At 48.6% G+C, this 13,330-nt stretch carries 8 protein-coding genes; 4 read left to right on the top strand and 4 right to left on the bottom strand.

Annotated elements, in window-relative coordinates; translation table 11 throughout:
- Window positions 1–400: 400 nt before the first annotated feature.
- The 3 genes from FVR03_RS22105 to FVR03_RS22095 all read right to left on the bottom strand — a co-directional run bounded on the left by FVR03_RS22105 (window position 401) and on the right by FVR03_RS22095 (window position 6,462).
- Window positions 401–1,570: an efflux RND transporter periplasmic adaptor subunit gene (locus FVR03_RS22105; RefSeq protein WP_147923957.1), complete on the bottom strand. Its 1,170-nt coding sequence runs from the start codon at window positions 1,568–1,570 to the stop codon at window positions 401–403.
- A gap of 2 nt (window positions 1,571–1,572) precedes the next feature.
- Window positions 1,573–5,973 (bottom strand): CusA/CzcA family heavy metal efflux RND transporter, encoded by a 4,401-nt coding sequence (locus FVR03_RS22100; RefSeq protein WP_147923956.1) that lies wholly within the window; start codon window positions 5,971–5,973, stop codon window positions 1,573–1,575.
- A gap of 207 nt (window positions 5,974–6,180) precedes the next feature.
- Complete coding sequence (locus tag FVR03_RS22095) at window positions 6,181–6,462, bottom strand: hypothetical protein (protein WP_147923955.1); 282 nt, start codon at window positions 6,460–6,462, stop codon at window positions 6,181–6,183.
- A 560-nt stretch (window positions 6,463–7,022) separates the two neighbouring features.
- Between FVR03_RS22095 and FVR03_RS22090 the strand changes: the two genes are divergently transcribed.
- The 3 genes from FVR03_RS22090 to FVR03_RS22080 are packed head-to-tail and all read left to right on the top strand — an operon-like array spanning window position 7,023 to window position 9,561.
- Window positions 7,023–7,556: an RNA polymerase sigma factor gene (locus tag FVR03_RS22090; RefSeq protein ID WP_147923954.1), complete on the top strand. Its 534-nt coding sequence runs from the start codon at window positions 7,023–7,025 to the stop codon at window positions 7,554–7,556.
- A gap of 12 nt (window positions 7,557–7,568) precedes the next feature.
- Window positions 7,569–8,411, top strand: coding sequence for a hypothetical protein (locus FVR03_RS22085; protein ID WP_147923953.1), 843 nt, complete (start codon window positions 7,569–7,571; stop codon window positions 8,409–8,411).
- A 10-nt stretch (window positions 8,412–8,421) separates the two neighbouring features.
- Window positions 8,422–9,561: an outer membrane beta-barrel protein gene (locus tag FVR03_RS22080; RefSeq protein ID WP_147923952.1), complete on the top strand. Its 1,140-nt coding sequence runs from the start codon at window positions 8,422–8,424 to the stop codon at window positions 9,559–9,561.
- Between the two features lie 278 nt (window positions 9,562–9,839).
- Here FVR03_RS22080 and FVR03_RS22075 read toward each other — a convergent pair whose 3' ends face one another.
- Window positions 9,840–10,586, bottom strand: a complete 747-nt coding sequence (locus FVR03_RS22075; RefSeq protein WP_147923951.1) for a TrmH family RNA methyltransferase — start codon at window positions 10,584–10,586, stop codon at window positions 9,840–9,842.
- Window positions 10,587–10,597: 11 nt separating this feature from the next.
- Between FVR03_RS22075 and tamL the strand changes: the two genes are divergently transcribed.
- Window positions 10,598–13,033 (top strand): translocation and assembly module lipoprotein TamL, encoded by a 2,436-nt coding sequence (gene tamL, locus FVR03_RS22070; protein ID WP_147923950.1) that lies wholly within the window; start codon window positions 10,598–10,600, stop codon window positions 13,031–13,033.
- Window positions 13,034–13,330: the final 297 nt, after the last annotated feature.

Genomic DNA, 13,330 nt, shown 5'->3' with positions numbered 1-13,330 from the left:
TACGATAGCCTTCATAGAATGACTTCTTTAACAGCTATTTATACGACAAAACTTACTTGAATGCACTTAGGTTAAACAAAACCAACTTTAGAATTTTAAGTTGCCGTTAGGAAAATGAATGGCTAAAGGCGGCTGCTAGTTTCTTCTGAGGTAAAACTAAATTATAAAAAGGAAGACTTAGCAGCAGGTAACGCGAAGGAAGCTTCATCAAGTAATAAAAAAGCTAAAATATTTTCAAAATAGAAGAAAATACTTGCTTAAAAAAAAATTAGTGGCACAAGTATTGCTAATGATTATACGGCTAAAAGTTGGAAATTTATATTTCAAACGCAAGAGAGGCTCCCCATTTAACCGGGGAGTCTCTTCTTGTTTTATAGCCATTCTGTTTGCCGTTGCACCACTATTCTGCAACCTCCGATTTCATTTTTTCAGCCAGGAGGTAAAAAGCTCCTTCTAAAACCACTTTTTTGTCGGCACCGGCCTCTGCTACAGATTTTATTTCTGAATATCCTGCTTCCGTCACGCCTGTTTCTACGGCCACCATTCTAAAAGAAGTGGGTGCATCCTGCACGAAAATATAGTTTTTGTTTTTGTACCGCACCACAGCCTCCTCAGGTACTGCCATTAGCTCGTGTTTGCCCGCCAGTATCTGTGCGTTTACATACATGCCAGGCAATATTTTGGTCTGCTCATTTTGCAGGATCTCGGCGTGTACATTCACCATCCGCGAATCGCCTTCAAATGCTTTTCCTAGCGAAAATATGGTGGCCTCCATGGCTCCTGCCCCTGCGTTCGGAACATTGAACAATACCTGCTGTCCTTCTGCCACCTGCCCAAAGTCTTTTTCGAACACCAGGAGCTGCAGGTGCAGATGGCTGTTATCTACCAGCGTAAACATTTCCTGGCCGGGTTGCGCATAGGAGCCCAGGTTAATGCCGATTTGCTGCACATAACCACTAATGGGAGCCACTATAGCCATGGTAGCAGTAACCTGGCCTGCCTCTACGCGCTTAGGTGAAAGCCCAAGCGACTGCAGGTGAGTTCGCAACGAATTTAGGCGGGCACGCTGTACCTTTACATCCGTTTCTGCCTGCTCAAACCTTTTGCGTGCGCCAATCTGCTCCTGGTTTAATATCTGCTGGCGCTCCTGGTCCAGTTCGGCAAGGCTCAGTTGGCTAAGGGTGGTGAGATAATCTTCCTGCAACCGAATCAGGTCAGGGTTCTCGAGTGTTGCCAGCACTTTCCCTTTAGCCACATACTGCCCGTCTTTCACAAGGATGGAGCGAACCACGCCACCCATCAAGGGGTTAATGCTGGCTTTGTTCTGCGGCGGCAACTCCACCTGCCCATTTGCCTGTATGCGGGCCGAAAGGCTTCTTTTTTCAAGCTCACCTACTGTAATGCCGCTTATTTGCTGCTGCTCCGGGCTTAGCTGCACCACATCTGCGGCAGTAGCCGCAAGGGCAGTACCGGTGGCAGGCGCTTCTTTAGCTGTTTCTGCAGTTTGGCTTGTGCAGGCGATGCTGAGGCATAAAAAGCTTGCCAGCACTGTATAATTAACTCTTTTCATTGTTATTCGAGGCCTGTGGTAAATTCTAGTTGAATGATAGTCTGGTTGTAGTCGCGGAGGGCGTTGAGGTAATTGTGTTGGAGCAGGTAAGCCTGGTCCAGCGCCTGCACATATTCCACATAGTCAATTTCGCCGGCTCTGAACGTTAACTCAGCGGCTCTGATCATCTGGCTGGCATGCTGCAGTGCCCCCTGCTCAAAATAGGCGAGCGTGTTGGCATGTTGCTGTAAGGCATCTGCCTGGTTTTGCCAATCGGCTAGCAGGAGCTGCTCCTGGTACCCAACACTGTTTTGCACAGCCTCCTGGTTCAGCCTGGCTGCTTTTATTTTGGCTTTCTGAGCTCCGAACCAAAGAGGTATGGCAATACCGGCCTCCACTCCCGTAAATCTGTCGCCGGCGGTGTAGCGGCTCCCGATGCCTTCTACCGGCGTTTCGCCTACAAAGCTTTGGTTGAAGTAACCTACGCTAAAGTCTGGCAGCAGACGCGATTGCTCTAGTCTTGCCTGGCGCACCGCCACCTGAACGCTGCGCTGCAAATAGGCCACGTACGGGTTTTCTGCTACAGAGGCTGTGTCAGATAAAGCCGGCACTATGCGTCTGGTCAGTTCCTCTTGCATCACCTGAACCGGTGTTGGTGCCTGCAGCAGCACCGTAAGCTGCCGTGTAGCCACCTGGATATCGGTTTGTGCCTGCTGCAGTTCGGTGCGTAAGGCCAGGCTACGGGTCTCTGCCGCCGCCTGCTCCAGGTAACCTGTTTCTCCTGTTTTAAACCTGATAGCAGCAGCGCGTGCGAACCGGCCATACAAAGAGTCCTGCTGCTGCACCAGTTTCTGGCGTGCCAGCCGGTATTGCAGCAGGTAATAAGCCTGCTTCACATCCCGCACCAGTTCCCGCTCCGCCAGGTGCCTGCGGGCCGCCGCCTGACCTATGGTAGCATCGGCTAATTTGGCCTGGTTGGCATACACTGTCGGGAAAGCAAACTGCTGCGACGCTGACAGGTAAGTATCTCGGTTCATGGTGCTGATCTGCCCGCTGCTATACCCTACCTGTGTCTTTGGCAGATCGAAGGCAGCACCACGTAGGGCCATTTCCCTCTCTACCATCTGCCCAGCGCTTTTCAGCTCGAGGTTATGTTGTTTGGCATAGGCAATGGCTTCTTGTAAGTTGAGCTGTTGCGACAGTTGCTCCTGCGCTTTAGCCGGGGAAGCAGCCAAAAATCCTGCTCCTATAAGTAAGCCAATCAGAAGCGGCACAGGCAGAACAAACTCGCTACGGACAGCCATTTTAGGTTTTTCTTTTACACTAAAGAAGTAATACAGCACAGGCAACACCACCAGGGTCAGGAGTGTAGAGGTAAACAGACCGCCAATTACAACCGTAGCCAACGGGCGTTGCACCTCAGCACCTGCTGAGCCAGACAAGGCCATGGGCAGGAAACCAAGTGCTGCCACAGAAGCCGTCATGAGCACGGGCCTGAGCCGAACACTTGTGCCTGTTAGAATACGCGCTGTTACGTCAGTTACTCCTTCCGCTTTCAGTTGGTTAAAGTACCCAATTAAAACGATGCCGTTCAGCACCGCCACGCCAAACAAAGCAATAAACCCGACCCCTGCCGATATACTGAAAGGCATGCCCCTTAGCCAAAGCGCAAAGATGCCACCTATCGCCGACAAAGGTATAGCCGTGAAAATGAGAAGACTTTGCTTTACAGACTTAAAGGTAAAGTAGAGAAGCACCAGTATGAGCAATAAGGCAGCAGGCACGGCTATAGAAAGTCGCTTTTTCGCATTCACCAGGTTTTCGAACTGGCCCCCGTAGGTCACGAAATAACCGGCCGGCAGGTGCAGCTGCTCCGACAGTTTATACTGGATTTCTGCCACAATAGACTCTACATCGCGGTTGCGCACATTAAATCCGACTACAATTCTCCGGCGGCCTTCTTCCCTGGAAATCTGCATCGGGCCGTCTTCGAACCGGATGTCGGCTACCTGCTTTACCTGCACCTGCCCACCCGAAGCCAGCGGAATATACAAAGTGCCAATGTCTGCCAGGTCCTGCCGTGCTTCTCCTTGCATGCGTACTACCAGTTCAAACCGCTGATCTCCTTCGTACACCGCTCCTGCCACCTGCCCGGCAAAGGCGGCCCGCAAAACCATGTTAACGTCGGCTACCTGCAGCCCGTACTGCGACATGCTGGCCCTGTTGTACTCCACCACAATCTGCGGCAGGCCGGTTACCTCCTCCACATACACATCCTGCACACCGCTTATGCCTACAATCAGTTTATCGACCTGTGCACCCAATTCAGACAATTTATCCAGGTCGTCGCCGAAAATTTTAATAGCCACATCCTGTTTGGAGCCAGTCATGAGTTCGTTGAAACGCAGTTGCATGGGCTGCTGAAAGCCATAGTTCATGCCGGGCAGTACCTGCAGGGCTTCATCCATTTTACCGGCTAATTCCTGGCGGGTGGTGGCGCTGGTCCATTCGTCTTTTTCTTTCAGAAGAATCATGATGTCGGCCGCTTCTATCGGCATGGGGTCTGTGGGAATTTCGGCTGTACCTATCTTTCCGATCACGCCTTTCACCTCCGGAAAATCGCGCAGCAGAATTTCGCTTACTTTGGTGGTGGTGCTGATGGTCTGGGAAAGGGATGCTCCCGGTACCAAACGTAGATCCATGGCAAAATCGCCTTCTTCTAAGTCTGGCAAAAACTCCCCACCCATTCTGTTAAACACAAAAAGGCTGAAAACAAACAAGGCAACAGCTGAGGCAACAACCAAACCCTTTCGCCGCAGTGCCAGCCGAATAACAGGCGCGTAGAGCCGCTGCAGGTAACCCATAATACGGTCGGAGACATTGGGCTTATGCTTCGTTTTTTTGCTCAGCAGCAGCGTAGAAACCATCGGGACATACGTGAGCGATAAAATAAAAGCGCCCAGAATGGCAAAGCTGACAGTCTGCGCCATTGGTTTGAACATTTTTCCTTCTATGCCCACCAGCGCCATAATAGGCAGGTAAACAATCAGGATAATGAGCATGCCAAAAGCGGCTGAGTTCATGATGTTAGAGGCCGCAGACTGTACTTCTTTGTCCATTTCTGGCTGCGAGAGTTTGCGAAGCGGCTGGTGCTGGTTTTTAACTACTATAAAGTGCAGCACACCTTCTACAATAATTACCGCACCATCTACAATTAAACCAAAGTCTATGGCTCCGAGGCTCATTAAGTTACCCGACACACCAAAAAGATTCATCATGCCCAAAGCAAACAGCATGGACAGTGGAATAACCGAAGCCACCACCAAACCAGCCCGTAAATTGCCCAGCAGCAGCACCAGCACGAAAATAACGATCAGCCCCCCTTCTACCAGGTTTTTGGCTACGGTGTTGATGGCCTTCTCTACCAGGTTGCTTCTATCCAGGTAAGCCTCAATGGCCAGACCTTCGGGAAGTGAGCTTTGGATCGTAGCGACTTTCTGCTGTACATTTTTGATGACTTCTGAGGAGTTCGCTCCCTTCAGCATCAGTACAATGCCGCCTACCACCTCGCCTTCGGTATCGCGGGTAAGCGCACCATACCGCACCGGGTGGCCATACTGCACCTCTGCCACATCGCGCACCAGCACCGGCACTCCCTGGCGGTTTGCTATAACAACCTGCTCAATCTCCTTTAAAGAACTAACCAGCCCCAGGCCACGAATAAAAAAGGCGCTTTGGTTTTTCTCGATGTAAGCGGCGCCGGTGTTTTCGTTGTTCGCATCAAGGGCTGTTACCACTTCTGCCACCGAGAGGTTCATGCTTCGGAGCCGGTGCGGGTCCAGGGCCACTTCATACTCCTTTACAAAGCCGCCAAAGCTGCTCACATCGGCTACACCGGAAGTTCCGAGCAGTTGCCGGCGCACAATCCAGTCTTGCACGGTTCGGAGTTCCATGGCGCTGTAGATCTTGCTGCTGCCTGGTTTGTTTACCAGCACATACTGGTAAATTTCGCCCAGACCTGTGGTAACGGGTGCCAGTTCGGGAGTGCCTACCTGCGCCGGAATTTGTCGTTCTGCTTCGCCGAGCCGCTCCGAAATCATCTGGCGGGCCAGGTACTGATCTACTTTATCATCGAAAACAACGGTTATAACCGAAAGTCCGAAACGCGACACAGAGCGCATCTCGACAACATCGGGCACATTGGCAAGGGCAATTTCGATGGGGGTGGTAATAAACCGCTCCACCTCCTGAGCAGCCAGGGTGGGTGAGCTGGTAACTACCTGCACCTGGTTATTTGTTATATCCGGCACGGCATCTACCGGGAGTTGTGTGAGCGCGAACACGCCCCACACCACCAGGCAAAACACCATAATGCCGATAACCAGTTTGTTCTGAATAGAAAACTGGATGATCTTCTGAAACATAGTAAGATTTGGTTTAATGAAGAATAGGACTGCTGCACAGAGAGGGCAATGAGTAAGCCGTGCGTAATTTGATACACAAGCCTTCCTTAAGCCAGTCTGTAAACAGAAGGAAGTTTACCCGCAGCAGTAGCCGCTCAGCCTGAAGAGACCGACAAAACGGACCTTCTTCAGGAGAGATTGCATGAAAGGCTGGTAAACAAATTTAAATTAAACCAAAGATTTTGGCGGTCGCCAATAGGAATAGTAACAGCGCAATTTGCGCTCCAAGGGGTAAGTAATGGCTTTGCTTTGCGGCACTACATACACCCAGAAAAGATACTGCTCCGGCTCAACGGTTACAGTGTAAGTGGCGCAACAGCCGCAGCTGCAGAATATGGGGCAACTATCTTCGTGAAAAGGCGAATGACCTGTAGAATCGGCTACATCTGCCAGGTTCGGTAAATGTTCACTTTTGTCGAGCACTTTATCGGTGCATGGCAAACAAGCCATCCAGCAAAGATACAGGCTAAAAAACAAAGCAGTGAAATTCATGCGGTAAAGATACGAATTCTTATGTTCCGGTAGGTCGCTAAACTATAATTTAGATGGTTAACAGGTAAGTGCTTCGCCAACTACACTATTAGTTTGGCGTCAGCATCCATCTGGGTAACTACTAGGCTAAAACCTCCTGTAGAAAAGATGCTGTATATGTAATACTTCCGTAGTGGCACCAGTAATTGGAGAAGCAGTCTTGGGAAGGGTAATGGGTAAAAACACTACGGCTACAACTAAATTATGCTAATGAAAAAGGCCTTCCAAAGCATTTTTATCGGATTTAGGTCAAGGGTATTATACAATATTATATAAAAACGCCTAAAAATAAACTATTTTAACTTGCTGTTTTTCAAATGTTTATGCTAAAAAAAACCATTTGATTTAAAAAATATTTCAGATATTTAAGATACTTCAGGCAACCTCCGGCTAAGGTTTTTACATCTTAGAGACAAAGAGCAGCAAATTGCCCGGTTGAACATTAAAAGCAAGAACTATTTGTAAAACAATTACCCAGCGTGACAGAAGAAGAACTGATAACAGGATGCCAGCGGGCAGAAAGTAAAGCGCAAAAAAGCCTTTACGAACGCTTTGCAGGCCCTATGTACGGAGTTTGTCTGCGCTACCTGAAAAACCAGATGGATGCTGAAGAAGCCCTCTTGAACGGATTTATGAAAATTTACCAGCACATTGGGCAGTACGAAGCAAAAGGCAGTTTTGAAGGTTGGGTAAGACGTATAATGGTAAACGAGGCACTTGGTTTCCTGCGTAAAAAGGAGCCGCTGCACCTGGCTATAGAAGATAGCCACATTCAGGTAGCCGGAACAACCGGTGCAGACCAGGAACTGGCAGAAGATGAATTACTGGAACTGCTCCAGACACTGCCGGCCGGTTACAGAGCCGTATTTAACCTGTATGCCATTGAGGGCTACGGGCACAAAGAAATAGCAGATATGCTAGGGATTACAGAAGGAACTTCAAAATCTCAGTTAAGCAAGGCACGGGCCATGCTGCAACGCCGGTTAAGCGGAAATGAAGCTATCGCCAGTTAAAAGGAAAAAAAGATGAAACCAGAAGAAATAGATAAACTTTTTAAAGAGCGCCTGGGCAACTCCACTCCCACTCCTCCTGCCGACCTTTGGAACAGGCTGCAGGAGCGCATCGAAACCGAAATGCCGCAGGCACAGAAGCAAGAGCAGAAAGGCGGGTTTATGGTATGGTACAGGAGTTATGGCATTGCCGCTGCCGTGGCACTTTTGCTCGCTGCAGGCCTTGTGTTCTTCAGCCTGCGGAACAACCAGCAGCAACAGGCACCAACGCTGGCGCAAACAGAAACCCCTGCTCCTGCCAGTCCTGCTGAGGCAGTAACCCCGGAGCCTGCCGAAACGGCACCGGCACTGGCAGAAGTTCAGCAACCTGCTAAAAGCTCCACCGAAGCCTCTGCTCCTGCGCCAGTAGCCGCTCCGGCCCAGGCTATTGCCAAGGCCACACCAGTTGCTGGCGGTAGCGGCAAAAAGGCTCCGGTTAAACAGATAGAGCCTCTGGCCCCTGTTGCTCCGGAAAGCACGCTGGCTGCTGCCACCGAGCCTGAAAAGCCAGCTCTCAGCAAACTGCCGGAACCAACGGCTGCACTTGCTGCAACAGCAGCTGAACGACCAGAGCGCGTAGAAATAATTATAAAACGCTCTGTTGCAGCGCAGCAAGTGGCTATGCAGCCGCAGGAAGAAGCAGAAGAACTATCTGGCCTCGAAAAGAAACAGCAGATCGCCAAAAGCATCTTTAAACAAGTAAAAAACCTCGCTGCCGGTGAGCGTGTCGAATTTTCAGAGCTCGGAATTCGCACAGAACAGATTGCCTTAGAAACCCAGATCGGAAAACAGAAATTCTCAAAAGTCATTAATCTCTAACTTTAAAACCATGAAACGATTATTCTTACTCTTCACGGCCATCTTCATGGCTGCCGCTACCGGTGTGTCTGCCAAAGGCGGGCAAACAGTTGGGGAGCGCTTCGGAACCCAGGACACCATCGTTGTAAAAATGCCAAACGGAGCAAAAATGGTGCTTTACCTCGATAACATGCAGCAACTGCAGGCTTTCCGCAACTACAGCCTCGACTCCCTGATTACAGTTATCAGCAAATATGCCAGCGAAGTAGATAACCTCGAAAAAACCAGCAAAGCCACAAATTCTCAGCAAATGACTGTAACCATTACGCCCTCTAAAGCAGGAGGCACCGAGGAGGCCGAGCAAGTAACTATAACAGTGCAGGGCCAGGACCAGAACGATACCACCAAAACCGAGCGCCACGAGATCAGGATAAACAAGAATATTAAAATTGATGTGGAAGTGCGTGAAGATGGAAAAAATACCCGGGTGAATGTAAATACACCGTCTAAATCTGACAGCACCGGCACAAAAAAAGAAAAGCCTTATAAATCAACCCGATACGGTTTGGACCTTGATCTGGGGCTGAACACCTTCATGAACCAGTCGAACCAGGATGGTGGCTCTCCGGTTCCGGACCTGAAACCCCTTGGCTCCCGCTATGTCAGCATAAACTGGCGCATGAACTCGCAGGTAGGTGGCAGAACAAGTCCTTTCTACATTATCTCAGGCCTGGAGTTTGCCTTTAACAACTACATGTTCGACAGGAATTATGTAATAGAAGAAGACGTGAACGACAACACCTACTTCCGCAGAGCAACCGACATAAACTACCAGAAATCGAAATTAACGCACTCTTCTGTTAACCTGCCGATAATGCCGATGCTGAAATTCAAGAAGGCCAATGGCAAAGAAGGCTTCAAAATTGGTGCCGGTGGTTTTGCAGGTTACCGCCTTGGCAGCCACTCCAAACTAAAATACAGCCAGGACGGCAGCACCGAGAAAGACAAAGTGCGCAGCAACTACAACCTCTCCGATTTTCAGTATGGGTTAACAGGGGTAATCGGTTATGGCAACCTCGACCTGTTCGTGAAATACAACATGAACAGCCTCTTTAAAGATGACCGTGGCCCGGATGTAAATGTCATCAGCTTTGGTTTCAGATTATTATAAGTCATCCCGTTAAAACAAACAAAAAAGGTTCTGCTGCTCTAATGCAACAGAACCTTTTTCTAGTTATGAGTTAAGCGTTAAAAGTTATGAGTTGAGGTTTTTACATTTGATCACGCACTTTTCACGCAACCTGTACTATCCTTTAACCTCTTAAAATTAGCAATTTAGCCATTAAACAATTTAACCATACAGCAAGCCACTACCCAATTATTTAAATGAAAAGGGCCTTCCAAAGCTATTTAAGGCTTGCAGGTGTCAAGGGTCGGGAAGCATTTAAGTCAGTTTCGTTTAAAATTGTCTATAATAATAGCTGTGGCTGTTGCAACGTTGAGTGACTCTGCCTGGCCAAAGGCCGGGATTTTAATCAGGTGATTGATGTGGGCCTGTACCTCGGGCCTAATGCCATTGGCTTCGTTGCCCAGCACCACGATTCCTTTTGGTTTCAGGTGCAAAGTGTGCAGGTTGTCGCCAGCGAGTGAGGCGCCATAAATTTTATGCGATGCGCCTGCCTGCTCCTTTAGCCACATTGCCAGATCGAGGTAGTGCGTCTGCACCCTTGTAAAGGAGCCCATAGTGGCTGCTATAACTTTGGAGTTGTAGAAATCTGCGCAGTTTTCGGAGCAAACCAAGTGGTTTATGCCATACCAGTCGGCAATCCGGATGATGGTGCCCAGGTTGCCAGGGTCCCGTACATCGTCCAGGGCGATAATAAAATCGGATGTTTCTGGTTGTAATGGCGGTACAGATCGCATCTTTGCAACGGCCAGCGCAGCATTGTTACTGGCATATGTACCGGCTTTGGTTAATTCCTGCTCTGTTACCAGGCTGTAATGGTAGCCCTTTGCTAAAGTTTTGGTATTTTCGTGGTAAAATGCCTCTGTTATAAACAGGTGTTGCAATTCAAAATTAGCTTGTAGCAACTCTTTGACACTTTTGGCACCCTCCACCACAAACGCCTGGTGCTGGTGGCGGTATTTTTTTATTTGTAAGGAATTAATATATTTTACGACTGCTTTCGATAACATAGCTATAAAGTTTGAAGCCACGATTTTACATATTCACCCTGGTAATTACAATTTTTAGTTTTACGGGGTGTATTCCTACACGCCACCTGGCTGAAGATGAGGAACTTTTAGTTAGCATCAAAACCAAAGGACTAGAACATATTGAGCCGCTGAAAATCGCCTCGCTTTACCAGCAACAGCCAAACAGAACCTTGTTATGGTCAACGCCCTATTTATCTTTTTACTATTTCGGCAAAAGGTTTTACTCGCCACAGAAGATTGATCGCCGGATAGCTAAGATTGAAGCCAAACGCGATGACAAAATACAGGATGCCGGGACCGATACAGTTAAAATAAGAAGGTTACAGACGCGCTTTGAGCACCGGGTGGAGCGCCAGCAGAAAAAGAAAGAAGAAGGTAACTTTTTTATGCAGCTTGGCGAACCGCCTTCTATTTACGACTCTACGCGCATGGAAGCCACCATGAACCAGATCGACTTCTACATGAATGGCCGGGGCTATTTTAACCATCTCTCCAGTTACGAAAAAGAAGTGCATGGAAAGAAAGTATACATTACCATCAACATTGCCGAAAATACGCCTTACCGTTATTCGCACATCAATTATGCAATACCAGATACCGCCGTGCTGCGGGTGGTGCAGCGGACCTCCGTTAGGTCGTTGCTTAACCTGAACGACCTCTACGACGACCAGGTACTAACAGAAGAGAGAGACCGAATTTACAACTCACTCCGCAATAATGGCTTCTACGAATTTGCAAAAGCCTACATCCGGTTCGATGTAGATACCAGTTACGGTGGCAACACTGTCAGGCTCGATGTAGTTGTCGATAACCCTGAAAATGCTAAAAACCACCCTTTATACACGCTTGAGAACGTCTATTTTAAGACAGACAATGATCGTTTTGGCCGAACCCGCGATACCATTGAGTTTAACGGTATTAAATTTCTGTCTTACAACCATAAGTATTCGCCCCGCATTCTCGACCTGAAAACGAACCTTTCGCCAGGCCAGCCTTACAGCCAGATCCGGACTACCGTTACACAAAGGCGGCTCTCGGAGCTCGATGTGTTTCAGTTTAACAACATTACCTTCACCAAAACTGAAGATACCACTGTCTATAAGCTGAATGCCTTTATCAATGCCGTCCCGACAAAGAAGTTCCAGGAAACCGCTGAACTCGGCCTGAATTATTCGGAGCGGGTACCTGGGCCTTTCACCAGTCTCCGGTTGCGGGTGCGCAATGTGTTTGGAGGAGCAGAGAACCTCGACTTTGGTTTACGTGGCGGTTACGAAGGGCAGGTAAGCCTCGATAGCCGTCAGACTGTTATTATCAGGGAGTTAGGTGCTGACGTGGCTCTTTCGTTTCCTACGTTTCTGCTACCCTTTGGCGGCGGCAGAATTATGAGCGACAACAACCCCAGAACCCGGATCTATGCCGGCTACACCAACGTTGATCGTGACGAATACCACCGCACTAATTATGATCTGGCGCTTTCTTACATTTGGCAAAAATCCCGTACACCGGCGCAGGCACCTTATCTCCAGTATATTTTTTCGCCGATAAACCTGCAGGTTGCCCAGGTCGACACCGTTGGTAAAAACTTTCAGCGGTTCAGAGAATACCTGGAGCGCTTCAGCCAGGGCAGCCGCTCGCTTATCGAGAGCTTTAGGCCAGCCTTTATTTCTACCATATCTTTTAATGCTACTTACAATACCAACGACTTTACCCAAACACGCGATGCGCGCCTGTTCAGGTTGCAGATGGAAGTGGGAGGTTTGTCGCAAAGTCTCGGCTTCAACCCAAAATTAGGGGGCCTCAATACGTTCCAGTTTGTGAAGGTTAACCCCGATTACAGGCGATATATTCCGTTGGGAGGCAAACGCTTTTTTGTGTACCGTGTAAACATGGGCGTTGGTAACCCGCTGTTCAAAACAGACCTGTTGCCTTACGACAAGTACTTCTTTGCCGGAGGCGGTTCGAGTGTGCGGGCATGGCTGGTACGCAGGTTAGGCCCTGGCTCCTACGCCACCACCTCCATAGACACCGTAAATGGTGCTCCTGTGGTAGTACGTGATTTTACGCCTGAACAACCTGGTGAGGTGCTGTTGGAAGGCAGCATGGAATACCGCTTCAACATGTTCAGCTTTCTGAATGGTGCTGTGTTCGTGGATGCCGGTAACGTGTGGTTCCTGCGCGCAAACCCCGAAAGACCGGGAGCCGATTTTGCTTTCAATCGCTTTTACAAAGAGTTTGCTGTAGGTACCGGCTTTGGCTTACGTTTCGACCTTTCGGTGCTTATTCTGCGGTTCGACTTCGCCACAAAAGTCTACGACCCGGCTGCGCTGGATGGCAACAATTTAATTATCAGCAACTTCAGATTCTGGGACTTTTTCTCCAGGAACAACCAAAGCAACCTGACCATCGGTATCGGATATCCGTTTTAATGGACTTCGCCAAATTCAAAATCAGAAATGTTAGAAAAATGTTTATGTGACAGTTCTAGAAGCATCTTCCATCTGATTCATAATTTTTGAGTTGCTGATTTGTTCTGACAGCTTTACTGAATATTCTATACCAATTATTCTAATGAAAAAGCCCTTCCAGAGGGCTTTTTGCAGTTTAGGGTCCAAGGGTTCGATTGAAGATGGTGCTGTTTCAGAAGCTAACGCAACCTAATAACGCGAGTTTTGACTTGAAAAATTAGACAAGTACAATTTGTGTATTTTCCCCCTTTGCTGCTT

Source organism: Pontibacter qinzhouensis, assembly GCF_008017455.1.
GTDB classification, from domain to species: Bacteria; Bacteroidota; Bacteroidia; order Cytophagales; family Hymenobacteraceae; genus Pontibacter; species Pontibacter qinzhouensis.
Note: the sequence above shows the minus strand (reverse complement) of the source record. Positions and strands in the feature narration are given on the sequence as shown.

Excerpts from the sequence above, each read along its gene's own strand:
- FVR03_RS22105 (WP_147923957.1), bottom strand. The coding sequence starts at position 1,570 with ATGAAAAGAGTTAATTATACAGTGCTGGCAAGCTTTTTATGCCTCAGC.
- FVR03_RS22100 (WP_147923956.1), bottom strand. The coding sequence starts at position 5,973 with ATGTTTCAGAAGATCATCCAGTTTTCTATTCAGAACAAACTGGTTATC.
- FVR03_RS22095 (WP_147923955.1), bottom strand. The coding sequence starts at position 6,462 with ATGGCTTGTTTGCCATGCACCGATAAAGTGCTCGACAAAAGTGAACAT.
- FVR03_RS22085 (WP_147923953.1), top strand. The coding sequence starts at position 7,569 with ATGAAACCAGAAGAAATAGATAAACTTTTTAAAGAGCGCCTGGGCAAC.
- FVR03_RS22080 (WP_147923952.1), top strand. The coding sequence starts at position 8,422 with ATGAAACGATTATTCTTACTCTTCACGGCCATCTTCATGGCTGCCGCT.
- FVR03_RS22075 (WP_147923951.1), bottom strand. The coding sequence starts at position 10,586 with ATGTTATCGAAAGCAGTCGTAAAATATATTAATTCCTTACAAATAAAA.